Raw genomic sequence first — 17,305 nt, 5'->3', positions numbered from 1 at the left:
GAATCCCTTGTCACACTTAACTTTATCAATCCTTTCATTTTGAGTTACACAACACATAAAAAATGGTTAACTGTAAAAAACAAAAAAGAAAAAATGGATGTCTGCTATATTTTGAACTTCGTCATCGCCTTATCCATTGCATCTTGATTTACTCCAATGTATCGTAATGTGACTCTTTCAGATGAATGATTGAATATCTCCATTAGCAACGCTATATTCTTTGTCTGCATGTACATATGGTATCCGAATGTCTTACGTAATGTATGTGTACCAATCTCATCTAAACCAAACTCAGCTGTCGCTGCTCGAAGTATCTTATATGCCATGCTCCTACCTATTGGCCTGTTACTGCCTTGTCTGCTTTTAATTAGGTATTCATGGTCTTCTCTTTCATCAATGAACCATTTCAATTCTCTTCTTAATGCTGCAGTAATTTGAATACGCTTCTGCTTACCTGTTTTCATTTCACGCATTGAAATATGACTCCCTTTTAAGTCACCGACCTTTAGCTTCAAAATATCACTAATACGTAAGCCTGTATTAATTCCCATTACAAACAAGATATAATTACGTTCGCTCTTTTCTTTTAAATACTCTTTTATTTGCTGTATCTGCTCTAGATCACGAATAGGTTGAACAAAATTCATTCTTATTCACCGCCCTGTTGTTCGTAAACTTCTAATCTAAGAGCAAATGCAAGTTTATAAAAAGCATTGGCTTTATTACGTCTATACGTCCGCTCACTCATACCAATCTCGTTATAAACCATATAATCAAATACATCCTCATCCTCCAGATATCGCTTTACAATTATATCCCTTTGACTCTTACTAAAACGACTTAAAACTTTATCAACTTGAAAAGATAAGCGATTTAACCTCAATTCTCGTTCACTCAATTCAACATTTGCCAAAGCAACTTCTTCAGCAGGTTTACCTACTAAATTTGTCGGACCGTGATATCTTGGCTCACAAGAAGCTGTGACCTTCATTTCATTTCTAATCATCCCAAATTGTCTATAAATACGAATATTCTCAAGAACCTCTTCTAAACGCGCTTGTGTTGCTTTACGATCAATTTTAGGTAAGAAAGTTAATTGCATCATGTTTACAGCACTCCTTGTCTCTTTTTATAAAATGCAAAAAGCGGACATCAAACCACAGAGCAATATTGCTACTACCCTTAATAGTTTAATGTCCGCTGGTTCTTCCAGTAGGATTAATTATTTAATTTCTATCTATTATACCACTTTCTTTCGATCTGCTAATTTTTAAAAGGATTATTTTATTTAAAAATTAGTACTTTAATACCCCTTAAATATCTATGGTAATTAGTTTGGTTTAAAACATTTCCGAAAAACTACTTCTTTTCCTTATTGTTTCCTCTTCTTCCTTTTCTCTATCTGAAATATAAACATTAGTAATTTCCTTCATTAATCTAATACGATTTTTAGGCACAGCTCGTATTATTAAAATTACAATTCCAATAATTAGCCATGCAACAAAAAATAATTAATGTATATTTTCTAAAATACGGAATTTTTTTCATTTGTTCATATTTATCCCCTAGAAAAAAACCAACCAAAACTCTATACGTACTATCCTCAGTTATAATTTTTATAAACACAGCTGAAAAAAATCCAATTAAAAATCCCCGCCTCTTGTATAACTGTTTTTTCAAGTGATTAGCAGTTTCACTAAACTTTTTTTGTAATATCCTTATATTCCATTCTTGTGCGTTACTTTATCCACTCTAACCTATTTTTACCGTAAAATAAAAAAAGCACTTCCTCTGATAAAAGTTAGTGCTTCGTTACTAGCCTCATAATAGTAGAATAGTCGCTTAAATTTCAAATTATTAATGCCTCTTATTTCAATTTAAAAAATTTATTAGTTTGAGACAGCTCAATAATCGTAGATTTTTTAATTAAAGATGCATCAATTTCATTAATTCTTTCTCGTAAAATAGGCAATACAAGCTGCCCATCAATTTCCTGTGATAAATTTACTATTGTTTTTAATTGATTGATATGTGTATTCTCCAACTTATCATAAATTAAAAATTTTGGAGCTGCTATCCCTTTCTTTTCAGAAAATGTTAAATAAGCTAAATCAAAAGCAATTATAAGTCCTCTTTGCTTCCCTGTTCCCATATTCCCCATTAAATTTCCAATACTAAACGGTCTACCGCTTTTCTTGTCTCTCCACTCGCTATCATAATAGAGTAAATATTTTTCGCCATATAATTTTTCTGAATAACTTTTAAAAACGCTATTAAATTCATTTATAGGTATTAAATGCCCGTTATCTTCAGCCAAAGAATTAATACGCTTTAATTCTTCATTAACAAGATCTAACTCAGCTTTCAAGCTTTCTTGTATTTCTTTAGCCTTTAAAAATTCACCTTTTTTTACATTTAAATTTTCAATTTCTCTATTTATATCATTTAACTCTGTTAGCAATCCTTCGTCTAACAGCTCAATACTTTGCTGCTTTTTTATTTCAAGTAATTCGTCTTGTTTTGACTTTAATTCCATTAATTTCACTTCAACTTTTGCTAATTGTTTTCCAACAAATGCACTACGATTTTCCACCATTTTATTGTGAAACATCAATACTTCTTCAAATTTTTTATTTAGGGTATTATTAAAAGCCTTCGCATCTTCATATATTTCTTTAATTACATTTACATCAATATTTGATTTACTTTCTTCAATCATTGCTAAACTTTGATTTATAGTATTTTTTTCAAACTCAAGTAACTCAATTTCACTTTTTAAGAAGTCTAATTGATTATTTACATCACTATTTTTTTTAAGTTCATTCTTATATATATCAAGATAATCCACTTTTTTTCTTCTATCAATCAATTCGTCAATTTCTGATTCAATAAATAATAACCCCTGCTCAACTTGATCTATGGAAGGAATATTAGGATCCTTTTGATATATGGAAAACTTATTCTCCAATTTAGATAATTTTTCTTCCAATACTTGTCTTTCACTAACAACACTTTCTCCATTAATTTTTAATAAAAAGAAATAAATTGCCTCATATACAGCATAACTGGTTGAAATTAAATAATATATTACATTTCCCAATTGTGTATCATCATTTCTAACAAACTTTGATATAAGTTGTCTAAATGTAGGTTTATCTTCTTTAGAATTAAATATTATATCCTTAAGGTGAGTCCCATATTGTTTTTCTGTTACTTTTTCATTATTAAAAAAACGGGGCCCTCTACTATATAGACTTCTTGTGAAACTATACACTCTATTGTTATCAATGAGTTCTAAAGTCGCCTGTACTTTGTTTTCATGCAAGAGTTTTTTTAATTCAGTATTTTCTCCCTGAGCTTCTCTACTTTTATAAAGTTTTGTCAGACTACTAGAATTTAAACAAATATCAATTATATGTATTACTGTAGATTTCCCTACACTATTTCCTGAATCTTCTTTAATATTGGAAGTGTTGTCTACAATTAAATTTAAACCCCTGGAATTGAATTCTATAGATCTAATTATCTCTTTACTCGGGACAGTTTTATAAACTTCTAATTTTTTTAATCGCATTTTATTATCAATCCTTCGTCAAATAAATCTATTTTATCCAAAATATACAACCAATCTAATGTATATAAAATTTGATTTATAGAAATTGAAGGGAATTTACTATTTATTATATAAAAGAAATCCTCTATACTGATATGTTCATCTCGTTGAATATATTTTAAAAACATTGCCCCTAAATAATATATATTACTTTCAGGTCGAACATCGTTCCTAATTATCAACATTACCTTCCGGCCTTTCTAATATTTTGCATTCTCCCAAAGCATAACAAACAAAAATATCTAAACACATATTAAGTTCTTGTTCATTAAACTGTTCTCCATCATAAGAATCCTTTATACGATTCTTAATTTCTTTTTTTACCTTATTAATTATGCTATCTGAATTTCTTTTAATCATCTTTTTAAGTTCTTCAACTGGATTTTCAACTGAATTACACTCTTCCCAAAAACCTATTTTGATTTCCCTGTAAATTTCATGTATGTCTTCAAGAATATTCATTTTTGAATTTTCATCAATATGACGTAGCGATTCTAAAGATTTTTCACAAATATAATAATAAATATAGTTCTCTTCAATTGTCTTCCTATATAACATTATATAGTTATAACTAATTTTTTCCTCGATTCCATACGGTTGATTATTAACAATTCTCTTACTTGTATTACCTGACGTATACTGTCTAGCTAATACTTCAATAAACTTTGGTAACAATGATGGAATTTTTCTCTTCATAGCCTGCGTTATGTATATATCACCATTTATAGTATCAGCTATAACACCGCTATTCTCACCAGAATTACTTACCAACATGTACTCCTCCTTCTACCTTTTGAGCCACGACTCCCGAGTTTGGTCCTGAGTTAGTAATTGTTGTTTCTGATTTGTCTGAGTTTTTAACCATATTATAAGTTTCTGATTTGATATTAATTATTTCTTTTTTAATTTCATTACACTTTTTTGTCTGAACTACAGCAATTACAGTAGAAATAACTGTTGCAATCATAGCAATAAGACTAATAATATCATTGATTTGCATAATATCACCTCCTACTCCGATAAAATATACCATACCTTATCAAAAATGGCACAAAAAAATTACTCACATCAAAATTAGTTGATATGAGTAATCTCATTCTGTAAATAACAAATTTAATAAAAATTAGTTGAAATATTCACTGAAGGTTCTACGATTACTGGAACTAACTTTCGGTAGTATTTTTCTCCATCGATCACAATTGATGTTTTTCTAGCCCCTTTATACATCGTTCTCAAACGTTTAACTTCACTTTCAACAACCAACTTCCATACATTCACATTTTCCATCGACCTTTCTACATTTTTAATCTCATATCGTCCCCATTCCCAAAACATTTTAGATAACCATTCATCTAAATTAGAGTGATTTGTAAAAATATAGGATTCATTACCACATGTATCTTCTTTATAAACAAAATAGTAAGTGGTTAATACACTATTATTCTTTCCTTCTTTTTGAAGGAACTCTATAAAAGCTTTCCAATTGCTTTTCAAACCACCTAAATCTAACTCTCTCATTTTCGTTCCCTCCTGTTTTCTACAAAATTCAAAATTGGTATCAAAGTAATTGTGTTTTCCGCTCATCAACACGAGTTACTTTTCCATGTTTATATACAAATGATTGTTCACCATGGCCACTGTTTGGTGGATCTACCTCATGAACTTTTCCATCTTTCACAACGTAAATCATATTTTGATCTAATGAAATTTCAGCTGTCATTTCCGCAATGTTTTCTTTAATAATCCCCACCGAAACCACTCCCACTTGTGTTATAATTACTTTGTCGAAGTAAGTCGAGAGTAGTCTCGGCTTTTTTTATTTCCCTATAAATATTGCATAACATTTTCTGGAGCGAATGATTGTTCAAGTGATAAATGGAGCCGTATTGGAATTGGTTCTTTTTCATCTCTTGCTCGTTTACATATTTGTTCCGCTTCTTCCCAATCAAACTGTTTATCCTCCGCTCGTTTATATCGCCAAATCCCAATCGCATATTCCTCAAATAATTCGTATCGATCATCAGGTGCTGCCGTTGGTTTCAATTCATCAATCGCTTTTGCTTGCTGTGGTATTTGGACAACAATATCTGCATAACGTAGTTTGGAATTCAGCCGATGAATATGAGCTTTCTTTGGATCGAATGAAAAAACGGGCTCGACATCAAAAATTGTTAACTGCTTCGACATGTTCTTCACTCTTTTCTCTTCTCATCATCACAACATAACAAGTATCAGCATTCGTTTGTGTGAAGCTATAATTAGCGGTACTAATCTTTCCATTCGTTCGTTTATGAATGAACTCTCTTTGACTTTTCACTAATGATCTAATCGGTTGAACGCATGAATATCCTCGTTTTTCTAAATCCTGTACAGCACGTAAAATATCTTTAAACCTTTTACGTTTAAGATGAATCGTATCACCATTACGCCAGTCTCTTGTTAGAATCATTTTTCGTTCCCTCCAACACTTGCAAACTTGCTATTAAAATCCCTTCAAGCTGTGTTAACGTTAATTGATCTAATGTTTGTCCGTTAACTTCTGCTATTCCTAAACCTAATAATTTACGAATGATAAACAATTTTCTACGCTCTACTTCTTGACGTAACAGCATTATTGAACCCCCTGTTGTCCATTGAATCTGCGCTCTAAGTTAACAAATTTACTAAACTCCTTAACAAATGCTAATTCAACAACTCCCACAGGACCATTTCTCTGTTTAGCTAAAATAATTTCTGTAATATTTTTATTTTTTGTTGCTGCATCGTAGTAATCTTCGCGGTATAAGAATGCAATCAAGTCCGCATCTTGCTCAATTTGACCATTCTCACGTAAGTCCGATAACAACGGTCGTTTATCTTGTCTACTTTCAACAGCACGGCTTAACTGTGATAATGCAATGACACATACATTTAACTCCCTAGCCATCAGTTTCAACTTACGGCTAATCTCACCGATTTCTTGCATGCGATTCCCTCTATGCATCGGATTACCGACAATAAGCTGCAAGTAATCAATTGCTATCAGCACTTTTTTATCTGGGTATTTACGCTTTAGCTTTCTGGTCTTTGCATAAATTTCTTGCATTGTCACATTTGCTTTATCGTATATTTCTAAAGGCAAATCATTTATCAATCCCATTGCCTGACTAATCTTTTCCCAATCTTTAAGATTGCACAACTTTTTAGGGTTCTTTAATTTTGTAGCATCTACATTTCCCGTACTTGAAATCATACGCTTAAGCAATTGTTCCTCGCCCATTTCCAGTGAGAAAACTCCTGTTGTCGCACCTGAGCTTGCTGCATGATAAGCGATATTTAATACAAATGCTGTTTTCCCCATCGAGGGACGTGCACCAACTATGATTAAATCTCCTTCCTGAAACCCAGCTGTCATTCTATTCAAATCTTCATAGCCAGTGTTTATACCAGTTAAATCCCCAACATCAATTTGCATCTTTTTATATAAATCCACGAGTGTTTCTTTTAGGTTAAAATCAGCTGAATAACCCGTTTCTTCAATTGCGCTTAATTCATCAATTGATTTGCTAATCGCACTCATATCTTTTTCTTGTTGAAGACTGTTATATAAAGTACCAGCAACCTCTTGAGCATGTCGCATCTTCCATGCTTCTATCACTAGATTTTCATGATAAGCAAAGTTTTTTGTTGTTGAAACGCCCTCGGCTAAATTAACTAAAAACTGAATGCCGCCAATTTGGTGTACAAAACTATCTAATTTTTCAACGACAGTCACAAGATCTATAGGGCTTTCAGCATCATCAAGCTCCTTCATCGCTTTAAAAATGACTTGATGCGTTGGAAGAGAAAATTGATTTGGATTTAGCTGACAATCTTTAATCAAATCTCCTTCAACGATAATGCTACCTAAAACGCTTTGTTCCGCTTCTACATTACGAATAATGTCGTTACTCATTATTGCATCCATCCATTCTGTTGATTAAGTGCTGCAAGTTCCTCATCCGTAGGGATGTTTTGTTGCCATGAGTCTTGTTGCTGCAATACGTTTTTTGTAGATTCAGATAGGCCCTTCTGCTGGTAAGGAGATTGTTTCTGTGCTTGTACAGTTCGCTGAGCACGGAATGCTTTATCAGCTGCCTCGACATCAGCTACTGTTTTTAAGCCTTTAAGATGCCAATCTCTTAAAATCGTATTTACATAAGACATGTTTCTCGTATTTTTTTCTAAAGCAATCTCCATCGCCTTAATAACTAACTCTGCATTTAAATCATCAATCCATGCATGAATACCGTCTGCAATAAAAGGTGTAATGAATCCAAAATTTTGTTCATAAAAAGAAATTGGATTAACTTCAACAACATCCTCGTGCGCTTCTTCTTGTTGTTGTTCTTTTTCTTTTTCTTCTTCTTTTTCTTTTTCTTCTTCTTTTTCTTCTTCCTTGCTAGGGTCTTCTAGGCCCCTTACAAGCCCCTTCAAACGGACTGATAAATACTCCTTAATACGAGGAATTTTAAAGTCTTGCTCTTCCTCTAATTGCAAACAAGTTTCATAGAAATCTACTAAGAAATCCTGGTCTTTTATAGATTGAATCTCTTTTAAAACACACTTTTCAATGTTTACATTTTTGATAGGATTGAACTTTAACCAGTTGATTAAGAACAACTCTTTTGTTTTCTGGTTGTAATTAATTTTTCCGTACTCAGCAAAACGTTCTAATAGCTTCATAACTGTTTCTCGATTGTATCCTGTATCAGTTTCGATAATACGAAGTGGAAGCTCGTAGATGCCCGATTGAGACGTTTTACTGTTCGTCATCAGGTACAAGTAAAAATACTTCTCCTCTGGTGTAAGATCTAAAACAAATGAATCCTGCCAAAATGAAACGTGTACTGGTCTATAAACTGCCATATTATTCATCCTCCCGTTTACATATCGCAAATCCGTCCTCTACACGTAATAAGCGATAATTCTTATATCCTCTTTTTAAATATTGTTCTACTAAATAAATAAGGTGCTGTTCTGATGTCGATTGCTGAAGTAATTTCGGATTCAGCAACACTTTATGTAATGATTTGTCCAAAAGCATGTAGCACCCTCCGTTGTTATACCAATATCAGTTTGGTATAATTAACCTAAGTTAAATTTGAAAAGTAACTTTCTTCTATCGCTCGGCAAAGCGATAGATTTTTTTATTTTCTGCGAGTTACTAAGGAGACATTAACTCCCTTTGCTTGAAGACCTTTGATTATTACTCGATAGCTTTTCGATACCTCATGTTCTTCTTTTGCATCACGAAGCATTTTAAATTCTTCGGCGCATCGATTAAGTTCATCTTCCCAACGATTTGATTCTTCAACTGATTTCGCATTAAACATGTTATTAATGCATGCAATCATACAGTCGTGAAGTTTATTCGCAAATGAAAAATCCCCTGGAAGAACAAGATCATGAAGGCGATTGTATTTCGCTGTCATAGATTACACCTTATTTCTTTTTAAACTGATGCTGTACGCATCGTTACAACCAGAAAGGAGAATCATTTTTAAGGGGATGGGGGTAACAATCCCTTTCTAGTCATAACGACAAGCACAGTGCTTGTCCAAACAAATAATAAAATGTTATAATTGCTTCATCGAATTTATTGCGAGCTACTGTTGTCTAGGCGGTAGCTTTTTCTTTTGCCCATTTATGCTTTAAAGTGAATGACGCTTCGATAATTTTGATACGAATACCCACTAACTTCTTCTCTTGATTTAACTCTTCAAACTTTCTATTATCAGCAAATGTTTTAGCAATTTTTATCTCACCAGTTAGCTTTGCATCATAACGAATAAGTTCCTTGTACTCTTTTAAACTTGGATTCTTGTAATTTACTGTCATTTGTATTCTCCTTTCGCCTCAGTCCTTCTATACAAAAATCACTCAATTAATTTTCTGTATACCGCCTTGCCCTTAAGGACAACCTCCAATATTTAAAAACCTCTTTCATTGAAAAATCATGCCGCTCACAAAGAACAGCTACTAAATTTGTCATCGATGCCGCCGCATCTAAAATTTCATGCATAACTTTATTCATTTCTTGTTTTTCTAAATCTGATAAAGCTTGAGGAGGTTTAAACCAACAAACTGTTTCTAGTTGTTCAAGAGCCTCCGCCGTTTCTTTTTGAACCATGTACTTCATGCTAGTAGGATGCTGATCTATATATTCTCCGTCTAAATATGGAATACTAACTGTTCCAGCCGCTTCTCCCCACACTTGAAAAAAGAATTGTGGATCATCGAGTGCTTCTGAAAGATGCTTTTGCATATCTTTCGGTAAAATGCGATTTTCTGTTTCATATTTCGCTAGTGACTCACGACTAGCTGGAATACTAGATGAAAGTTCTTCCTGCGTATAACCTTTTCGTTTTCGTGCCGACGCTATTTCTTTTCCTATAGACATTTCCCTCACCCTTTTTGTACCTAAATCGGTATTTGTTTGTTACAAATATATCCATTACAATATTTATATAGCTTGCTGAGAACGTGATTCTAACCAATTGAAAAACGCATCACGTCCTACCCTTTTTTGACGCCCAACACGAACCAGTGGAAAATCCTTGTATTCCATAATTTCGTACGCAACACGTTTAGAAATCCCAAGAATTTCTGAAACATGAACTGCTGTAAGAACTAATGGATAATCATTGATTGTTTTGTTTTGCATTATCTCGCACCTCTTTTTGCCATTTTGGCAATTTATTCTTCAAAAAAAAGATCTGATATGGATAAATTAAAAATATCGGCAACCCTTGCCAACGTCTCAGCGGAAAATTTATTCCGTCCTGTTTCTAAGTAATAGTAACCATTCATACTTCTATATCCAATAGACTCAGACATATCTTCGACTGATAAATTCAAATTCTTTCTGATTCGTTTAATTTTTTCTAAATCAACTTTTTTAGCCATTTATAAATCTTTGCACCTCCACGTTTTTGCCAATTTGGTAACTTATAAACTCATTTTACATTACCAATTCGGTAAAATCAATATAGTTTTATCCTTTTCGGCAACTTTTTTCGAAAAACTTACCAATATGGTAAAATATATTACAAATATGAAAGTATAGGGGATGAACATGAGCACATTAGCAAAAAGAATGCGCCACTTGCGTGAAATGAAGGATTACACTCAAACTAGAGTTGCAAAAGCCTTGGGAATTTCAAATGTGCAATTATCTCGTTACGAATCAGGCGAACGTAAACCAGACCCTGATTTTATAAAAGTTGTAGCAGATTTTTATGAAGTTTCCACAGATTACCTTTTAGGAATAATTGATACGTACACTCATCAAGACAATACTGAAATAGACAAATCTCTTAACGATCCAGAGCTCGGTCTTTGGTTCAAAGACATCAAAGACGCTTCTCCTGAAAAACGAGAAGAACTTAAACAATTTTGGGAGTTTATTAAGGCTAAGGAGAAAAAACGTAAGCCTGGGGATAAACAACGTTAATTAAATAGGGTATATATAAACGCACTTTTCAATGCATATTTTTTTAGGTCTACTCATTGACTATAGTTGATGAATTTCACCCTAGTTTTAAATTATTAATCGTAATACTGCATTTGCAGATGAAACAGCTGGGAAGATTAGCTAAATATATAGGATGTTTTTACAAAAAAGTCACTTCGTGGCTTTTCTTTTTTGTTATAATAGGAACATACGTTTGTATAATTAGTAATGGAGTGAAACAATATGCATAAAACACAATCCTACTACACAACACAAATCGAAGACTATATTGAAAAATTGTACCACTCACTATCTATCTTTGTTCCTGAACAAATTGATATGATAACGATTGCTCAAAAATTAAATATTTGGTTGCATTTCGCACCATTCGGAAGTCGTGCTATTTGTAGAGATGATTTACCTAGTATTGTTATCGATAGTCGAAAGGATATTTTCCATCGTTGGGAAGATTTTAGCCACGAACTATGTCATGTTCTATTTCATGTAGGAAATCAGTTACATGTGCCGAAAATGTTTTTAGACTATCAAGAAGCTAAAGCTAAAAGTTTCATGTTACATTTCTGTATTCCTACTTTTATGTTGAGAAAACTGGATTTTCCTGAAACACAAATAGAGACGATATGTCTAATCGCACAAACTTTTAATGTTTCATTTAAAATTGCAAAGCAACGTTTCTTACATTATGAAAATCAATTATTAGCTAGTCGCCTGCAGGATATATTTTCAAAAACGTGTTTAGTTGCACAGTGAAACTTAGGAGGCGTTAGAAATGAAAGGATATTTTCGAAAACGCGGTACCAAATGGTCTTTTACTGTTGATTTAGGAAAAGATCCTACCGGGAAACGTAAACAAAAAACGATGTCAGGTTTCAAAACAAAAAAAGAGGCTGAAAAATCTTGTAATGAATTAATTAACCAACTCAATAAAGGGACTTACATTGAACCTACTGAAAAAACAGTGGCTGATCTTCTCATGGATTGGCTTGACCTTATCGCTAGCCAATCCCACCGCCCTTCTACTTTTCATAATCGAAAAGATTTAATTAAAAAACGTATTATTCCAGCTATAGGACATTACAAACTGAACAAAATAACCCCTGAGATTATACAAAAGTTCTATAAGGATATGGTACAAGGTGAGGGACTAAGCCCTGATTATGTACGAACAATGCACGGTGTATTACGAAAAGTTTTTAAACAAGCTGTCATTTGGAAACTGATCAGTCAAAACACCATGGAGCTTGTGCAACCTCCTCGTATCGAAACAAAAGATATTCAAACTTGGTCATTAGAAGAAGCCAATCAATTTCTTCAACATACCGAGAATGAGCGTCTTCATATCGCTTATGTTTTAGCTATTTATACTGGAATGCGTCGCGGTGAGATTCTAGGGCTACGTTGGAGGGATTGTGACTTGGAACAAGCCAAAGTAAGTATTCGACAAACATTAGCGCGAGTGGATGGAAAACTAGTTTTCCAAGAGCCAAAAACAAAAGGATCTAAGCGGCGAATTACAATTACTGAAGAAGTCATTTCAGCGTTAAAAAAGCACCGCTCTGAACAAAATAAATACAAACTATTACTTGGCCCTGGTTATATCGATAATGGCCTCATAATTTGTACAGAGGATGGGAAACCCATTGATCCACGAAATCTTTTGCGACATTTTGCAAGGATGAAAAAAGAGACCAATGTTCCAGAGCTTCGCTTTCATGATTTAAGACATACCCATGCAACGATTTTATTATTACTTGGTGAAAATCCTAAAGTCGTTTCTGAGCGTCTTGGACATAGTCGTGTTGATATTACATTGGACATTTATAGTCATGTGCTACCTGATATGCAAGAGAACGCGGCGAATAACTTCGAACAGGCAATGAAACAAAAGAAAAACGATGCCACGCATTGACCACAATGACCACATTTTTGACCACACACTTATATAAAATAGAGTAAATTAGAGTGAAAACAGATGTTTGGGAAGAGAAGTAAAACCTTGATTTCATGCACTTCTCTCCCATTCCATCACATAGAATTAATACCAAACGCTATTTTGACAGGGTGGAGGTCGTGAGTTCGAACCTCTCCGGGGTCATAAAATACGGTAAAATAGCGTTCTACCAATTGGTAGAACGCTATTTTTATACGATGATTTAGCCAACATGGCTGCTGATTCAAGCTATGCAAAAGAATTCAATGCGCTATTTAATAAACATCAATGTCACTTTCCCTTTATTTATAATCAATCATGGGAAATATTTTTCAACTATATATACACAAAGAGAGGGCATATATTTATCCCTCTCTTCTGTCCCACCAATATTAATCTTGCTCATCCATCATTTCCTCAAACGCAGCAGACACTTTTTCAAACTCCTTGTCACTCTCAATGTATGACAATTCACCCTCATCTTCTACTTTTAAAAAGAAGATGTCAATATCTTCATCTGTTTCCTTTTGAAGGTCCTCTACAAAGCCGACAGCAATGTATTCTGCTCCTTCGACATTCATCGTTCCCAGCACTTCAACTTCCTGCTCCTGATCACTCTCATCGCTAAGGGTAAAAATTTCGCCTACTTCAATTTCCACCATATTCATACTCCTCCTTTCATACTCTAAAAAATAGAGCGTTCAAATCACATACCTACTAACATATCTTTCCATAAAAAATCAAATCAATGCGCAAAAAACAACATATTCTTGCTGCTTCAGCGTAAATACCCATCCAAAAAGATATCATTCGTGAATATAAACTAACATATTTCGTATTAGATAATTGGATCAACTAAAGTAATTAAAGTCCCAACGGTTTCAAAAAATTAGAAATATCCTATTTTAGATTTTCGAAAGACCTCCTTGATCCATAATTATTTCTTTTATATAGGAAGCAGGGAAGCCATCTTGTAACAGCTGTTTCATCATTTTCATGTAAGGGTTAATATGCTTAAAATATTTCTTATAGGATGCACATAGATAATTTAATCCTGGTTCATTTTGATTTGAAACTAGAAATCTATTTTTAGGACATTCGCCATGACAAGCGAATCGAACCTCGCAATTTCTACACACTGAGGGTAGTGTATCTCGCTTCTTCTTACCAAAGGCAAGCTGTGATGGGGAATTTATCATATTTACTAATCCGTCTGTAATATTTCCTAATCGATATTCAGGATAAACGTAATGATCACAAGAAAACAGATCACCATTATGTTCCATAGCGACCGCTCTACCACACTCTTCCGAAAAAATACAGACTGGTGACGGAATTCCGATCCAGGAAGCTAATGCCCATTCAAAATTCATAACATAAACCGACCCTACATCATGCTGCACCCACTCAGTGAATTACCCCTCCTTAACACTCTTACGAGTCGTTTGAAGAAGGGGCTTCCTGTTTCATAGAGCGTTGCCGCTTGGGAATCCAAGCAGTCTTACATACTCTCCACAGGCGTCGTTTATACTGTTCGGACACAACCTTGCCCTACAGTTTCATTCTTCAGTCGTTCTCACAAGTAATTGCTCTAATCCTTTTCGCAAAATGTTGAGACTTGCATTATAATCTCTATCTAACACCGTTCCACACTTTGTACAAATATGTGTCCGAATCGAAAGTGATTTTTCCACACGATTCCCACAGCTAGAACAATCTTGTGATGTGTACGCTGGGTCTACTTTCACAAGTAAACCTCCAAATTTCTCGCACTTATACAAAAGCATCTTACGAAAAGCGCCCCAGCCTGCATCAGAGATCGACTTCGACACTTTTCGATTCCGAACCATCTTTCGAATATCCAGATTTTCTATACAAATCACTGAATACATTTGCGTGAGATGATAACTTAATTTGTGTAAAAAATCTTTTCTTTGATTCGCTACCTTTTCATGAAGGCTCCGAATCCGTTCTACTTGCTTCTTATAGTTCGTAGAGTCCTTCTTTTTCTTCGAAAGGTTATGCTGTGCTTTCCTCAATTGCTTTTCTTTTTGTAGAAGAAATCTTGGATTTTCAAATACCATTCCATTTGAAAGAACAACGTATTGATTCAGTCCTACATCTATACCAATTGCATTTTCCATATCAATAGAGGGAGGTACATCCTGTCTTTCGACACTAAAAATAGTGTACCATCTCTTCGATTGGCGTTTCAGAATCAACTGTTTGATTGTTCCTTCTATCGGCCGATGCAGATGAATCTCTATTTCTCCTAATTGTTTGTTATATAAATTTCCGTTATCTGCAAATGACATCGCAAAGCGGTGTTTCCCATTCGATTTGAATCCAAATTGAGGGAAAGTGAGACTATTATAGTCTTTATACGTTTTCAATTTGGGATAGTTCGTATCCCCACTCAAAAAGCCATCATATGCCTTTTTGAGTCGTAAAAATACTTCTTGTAAGGGCTGTGATGGCACTGCTTTTAGAAAAGGATATCTCTTCTTATCGATTACTTGTTGCTTTTGCATGTCAGAACGTGTATACAGCTGTTGATGTTCTTTATATTTTCTCTGTTTATCTAAAAGAGCAGAGTTATAGGTTTGACGACAATATTGTAGCCAACGTTCTAACATTTCTTTCTGTTCTTTCGTTGGGAAAATTTCATATTTTTGGCTCAGCAACATTGTCATCACCTTCCTCTTTTTTCATTGTAGTGTTTCAGATTCCTAAAAACAAAGAAACGAATGTACGTTCCCATACTACTAGTATACATGGAGTTACAGAAAAAGGAAATGAAAACTTCACGCTGTGCACGATCAACATTCATCCCCTCCCTACCACTGGACTATGTCCTGCACGCGCTTGAGGAAGGGGACTTCTGTTGGGGTACTGTTAAATTTATTAAGGGGACGATTTCATAATGAGTAACTACTAAAAAAAGAAGCTTTTTTTACATGACGATTCCTTCGACTATCCTTTTTTATTCTGATAATCATCGTGTACTTTTAAATATATCCCCGTTAAACCTCACTTATTTATGGTACGGCTCACCGCATCAATGAGGATGATTATTTATATAGGTTGAACAATAGTTTTTGCATAATTCGAAAAACGAATACCCAAATAAGCCAGATGTCGAAAAACATCTGACTTATTTAGGTTAAATTGATAGCTATAAATATAAGTGGCGTTTTATTTTGTCTAGAACATAGAAAAGAGGTAAAGTCACATTACGTAGGATTTATATCGTTCAGTGTAAGCTATTGGTAGCCACGAGACTACTCTCCTGATCACAATTATTGAATCGCTTGAAATGTAGTACCGCCGCGAGTATCGATAATATCTCCATCGACTATAGCAACCACATAACTTTCTAGTCCAAAATCTCCTCCACCTAAAATCACATTCACCTTTGTACCTCCAGATGAACTGTATACAAAGAGGTTGCTCTTACCAGTTATCTTATATCTACCTGCAGGAATATCTTTTCCTACAGACCAATAGCCTGCACCAAGTTTCTTAGGCTCTTGCTGTTTCAATACAACACCTTCCGTAAGCTTCTGCAGCTCAGCTTTCTTAACGTTGATATCACCATCTAGTTTGCTTATCTCTGACTTTTTACCATCCAGTTCAGATTGTTTGTTCTTAATTTCATTCTCAATGTTTGTCTTGTTCTCTAATAATTTTTTAGCCCCTTCGAATTCCGCAGAGCGAAGCTTTAACTCTGCATTCACCTTGTCCAAACCTTCTTTTGTAGTCTTTAATTCTTTTTCTGTCTTATCCAGTAAATTCTCTTTCTGTTCGATATTACTAACTAGACTCTTATATGTAGTAACCTTACCATTTACTTCTGCATCACCAGGAATAGTCCCTACATTGTAAGCTATAGTGGAAACAACAACAATCGCTCCAACCGCTCCCCATAATGCTTTTGATTTCAATAGTTTCATAAGGTATCCTCTCTTTTTTCATCTTTTATATTAATATTTTATTAATTTTCAGAGATAAACGAGATGTTAATTTTATGAATATTCTTAATCTTCAAAATATATTCATCGGATTTTGAAGGAAAAAGATTGTAACTACAAAATGCACATATTTCGAAGAAGCCTGATTTTCCTATGACTTTACAAATAGAGAATTTGGTGCGTCAACACTAAACAAAACAGCTTCTTCAAGTCTTCGCTTGAAAAAGCTGTTTCTAATAAAAACATATTACTATAGTAATAATGATTTTTTACAATATGTACATTAACTACAATGA

The 17,305-nt window shown here is 33.9% G+C and carries 26 protein-coding genes; 3 read left to right on the top strand and 23 right to left on the bottom strand.

All coding sequences use genetic code 11. The features are described from left to right. Positions 1 to 104: 104 nt before the first annotated feature. The 19 genes from C564_RS0100765 to C564_RS0100675 form a co-directional block, all read right to left on the bottom strand. Positions 105 to 647 (bottom strand): site-specific integrase, encoded by a 543-nt coding sequence (locus tag C564_RS0100765; RefSeq protein WP_018764104.1) that lies wholly within the window; start codon positions 645 to 647, stop codon positions 105 to 107. A gap of 2 nt (positions 648 to 649) precedes the next feature. Next, on the bottom strand, positions 650 to 1,105 hold the full coding sequence (locus C564_RS0100760) for an ArpU family phage packaging/lysis transcriptional regulator (protein WP_018764103.1): 456 nt from the start codon (positions 1,103 to 1,105) through the stop codon (positions 650 to 652). 762 nt (positions 1,106 to 1,867) lie between these two features. Beyond that, positions 1,868 to 3,574 carry a DUF2326 domain-containing protein gene (locus C564_RS0100755; protein WP_018764102.1) on the bottom strand — a complete coding sequence of 569 codons (1,707 nt, stop codon included), beginning with the start codon at positions 3,572 to 3,574 and terminating at the stop codon, positions 1,868 to 1,870. Then, positions 3,565 to 3,741 (bottom strand): ABC-three component system middle component 6, encoded by a 177-nt coding sequence (locus C564_RS38155; protein ID WP_331273732.1) that lies wholly within the window; start codon positions 3,739 to 3,741, stop codon positions 3,565 to 3,567. The genes C564_RS0100755 and C564_RS38155 overlap by 10 nt, the downstream gene beginning before the upstream one ends. 43 nt (positions 3,742 to 3,784) lie before the next feature. Continuing rightward, positions 3,785 to 4,387 carry a hypothetical protein gene (locus tag C564_RS0100745; protein ID WP_018764100.1) on the bottom strand — a complete coding sequence of 201 codons (603 nt, stop codon included), beginning with the start codon at positions 4,385 to 4,387 and terminating at the stop codon, positions 3,785 to 3,787. Next, entirely contained in the window at positions 4,374 to 4,613 is a 240-nt protein-coding gene (locus tag C564_RS0100740) for a hypothetical protein (RefSeq protein WP_018764099.1), read from the bottom strand. The genes C564_RS0100745 and C564_RS0100740 overlap by 14 nt, the downstream gene beginning before the upstream one ends. Before the next feature lie 113 nt (positions 4,614 to 4,726). After that, positions 4,727 to 5,131, bottom strand: coding sequence for a hypothetical protein (locus C564_RS0100735; RefSeq protein WP_018764098.1), 405 nt, complete (start codon positions 5,129 to 5,131; stop codon positions 4,727 to 4,729). A 40-nt stretch (positions 5,132 to 5,171) separates the two neighbouring features. After that, entirely contained in the window at positions 5,172 to 5,363 is a 192-nt protein-coding gene (locus tag C564_RS0100730; RefSeq protein WP_018764097.1) for a DUF3954 domain-containing protein, read from the bottom strand. Positions 5,364 to 5,437: 74 nt separating this feature from the next. Continuing rightward, positions 5,438 to 5,800 (bottom strand): hypothetical protein, encoded by a 363-nt coding sequence (locus C564_RS0100725; RefSeq protein ID WP_018764096.1) that lies wholly within the window; start codon positions 5,798 to 5,800, stop codon positions 5,438 to 5,440. Beyond that, positions 5,775 to 6,062, bottom strand: coding sequence for a hypothetical protein (locus C564_RS0100720; RefSeq protein ID WP_018764095.1), 288 nt, complete (start codon positions 6,060 to 6,062; stop codon positions 5,775 to 5,777). Before C564_RS0100720 ends, C564_RS0100725 begins: the two co-directional genes overlap by 26 nt. Then, on the bottom strand, positions 6,037 to 6,225 hold the full coding sequence (locus C564_RS0100715) for a Fur-regulated basic protein FbpA (protein WP_018764094.1): 189 nt from the start codon (positions 6,223 to 6,225) through the stop codon (positions 6,037 to 6,039). The genes C564_RS0100720 and C564_RS0100715 overlap by 26 nt, the downstream gene beginning before the upstream one ends. Continuing rightward, entirely contained in the window at positions 6,225 to 7,547 is a 1,323-nt protein-coding gene (gene dnaB, locus C564_RS0100710; RefSeq protein WP_018764093.1) for a replicative DNA helicase, read from the bottom strand. The genes C564_RS0100715 and dnaB overlap by 1 nt, the downstream gene beginning before the upstream one ends. Beyond that, the gene (locus C564_RS0100705; RefSeq protein WP_018764092.1) at positions 7,547 to 8,500 is read right to left on the bottom strand and encodes a DnaD domain-containing protein; all 954 of its coding nucleotides are present in this window, start codon (positions 8,498 to 8,500) and stop codon (positions 7,547 to 7,549) included. Before C564_RS0100705 ends, dnaB begins: the two co-directional genes overlap by 1 nt. Before the next feature lies 1 nt (position 8,501). Beyond that, positions 8,502 to 8,678, bottom strand: a complete 177-nt coding sequence (locus C564_RS36600; RefSeq protein WP_018764091.1) for a hypothetical protein — start codon at positions 8,676 to 8,678, stop codon at positions 8,502 to 8,504. A 103-nt stretch (positions 8,679 to 8,781) separates the two neighbouring features. Beyond that, positions 8,782 to 9,066 (bottom strand): hypothetical protein, encoded by a 285-nt coding sequence (locus C564_RS0100695; RefSeq protein ID WP_018764090.1) that lies wholly within the window; start codon positions 9,064 to 9,066, stop codon positions 8,782 to 8,784. Between the two features lie 184 nt (positions 9,067 to 9,250). Next, the gene (locus C564_RS0100690; RefSeq protein WP_018764089.1) at positions 9,251 to 9,472 is read right to left on the bottom strand and encodes a hypothetical protein; all 222 of its coding nucleotides are present in this window, start codon (positions 9,470 to 9,472) and stop codon (positions 9,251 to 9,253) included. A gap of 46 nt (positions 9,473 to 9,518) precedes the next feature. Beyond that, on the bottom strand, positions 9,519 to 10,034 hold the full coding sequence (locus C564_RS0100685) for a helix-turn-helix domain-containing protein (RefSeq protein WP_018764088.1): 516 nt from the start codon (positions 10,032 to 10,034) through the stop codon (positions 9,519 to 9,521). 63 nt (positions 10,035 to 10,097) lie between these two features. Continuing rightward, positions 10,098 to 10,298 (bottom strand): helix-turn-helix domain-containing protein, encoded by a 201-nt coding sequence (locus C564_RS31635; RefSeq protein WP_018764087.1) that lies wholly within the window; start codon positions 10,296 to 10,298, stop codon positions 10,098 to 10,100. A 32-nt stretch (positions 10,299 to 10,330) separates the two neighbouring features. Beyond that, positions 10,331 to 10,540, bottom strand: a complete 210-nt coding sequence (locus tag C564_RS0100675) for a helix-turn-helix transcriptional regulator (protein WP_018764086.1) — start codon at positions 10,538 to 10,540, stop codon at positions 10,331 to 10,333. Between the two features lie 169 nt (positions 10,541 to 10,709). Between C564_RS0100675 and C564_RS0100670 the strand changes: the two genes are divergently transcribed. The 3 genes from C564_RS0100670 to C564_RS0100660 all read left to right on the top strand — a co-directional run bounded on the left by C564_RS0100670 (position 10,710) and on the right by C564_RS0100660 (position 13,017). Continuing rightward, positions 10,710 to 11,087, top strand: coding sequence for a helix-turn-helix domain-containing protein (locus C564_RS0100670; RefSeq protein ID WP_018764085.1), 378 nt, complete (start codon positions 10,710 to 10,712; stop codon positions 11,085 to 11,087). Positions 11,088 to 11,330: 243 nt separating this feature from the next. After that, positions 11,331 to 11,858: an ImmA/IrrE family metallo-endopeptidase gene (locus C564_RS0100665; RefSeq protein WP_018764084.1), complete on the top strand. Its 528-nt coding sequence runs from the start codon at positions 11,331 to 11,333 to the stop codon at positions 11,856 to 11,858. Between the two features lie 19 nt (positions 11,859 to 11,877). Further along, a complete protein-coding gene (locus C564_RS0100660) occupies positions 11,878 to 13,017 on the top strand; it encodes a site-specific integrase (RefSeq protein ID WP_018764083.1) in 1,140 nt (379 codons plus the stop codon). Between the two features lie 413 nt (positions 13,018 to 13,430). Here the strand turns inward: C564_RS0100660 and C564_RS0100655 are convergent, their stop codons facing one another. The 4 genes from C564_RS0100655 to C564_RS0100640 all read right to left on the bottom strand — a co-directional run bounded on the left by C564_RS0100655 (position 13,431) and on the right by C564_RS0100640 (position 16,991). Continuing rightward, entirely contained in the window at positions 13,431 to 13,706 is a 276-nt protein-coding gene (locus C564_RS0100655; RefSeq protein WP_196811498.1) for a DUF1292 domain-containing protein, read from the bottom strand. A gap of 237 nt (positions 13,707 to 13,943) precedes the next feature. Next, positions 13,944 to 14,411: an SPASM domain-containing protein gene (locus C564_RS31630; protein ID WP_231382296.1), complete on the bottom strand. Its 468-nt coding sequence runs from the start codon at positions 14,409 to 14,411 to the stop codon at positions 13,944 to 13,946. 186 nt (positions 14,412 to 14,597) lie between these two features. Beyond that, positions 14,598 to 15,731, bottom strand: coding sequence for an RNA-guided endonuclease InsQ/TnpB family protein (locus C564_RS0100645; RefSeq protein WP_018764080.1), 1,134 nt, complete (start codon positions 15,729 to 15,731; stop codon positions 14,598 to 14,600). Between the two features lie 606 nt (positions 15,732 to 16,337). After that, positions 16,338 to 16,991: a hypothetical protein gene (locus tag C564_RS0100640; protein ID WP_018764079.1), complete on the bottom strand. Its 654-nt coding sequence runs from the start codon at positions 16,989 to 16,991 to the stop codon at positions 16,338 to 16,340. Positions 16,992 to 17,305: the final 314 nt, after the last annotated feature.

Origin of the sequence: Bacillus sp. 105MF, assembly GCF_000374885.1 — a bacterium.
GTDB lineage: Bacteria > Bacillota > Bacilli > Bacillales > Bacillaceae_G > Bacillus_A > Bacillus_A pseudomycoides.
This window is presented reverse-complemented; position numbering and strand designations above follow the sequence as displayed.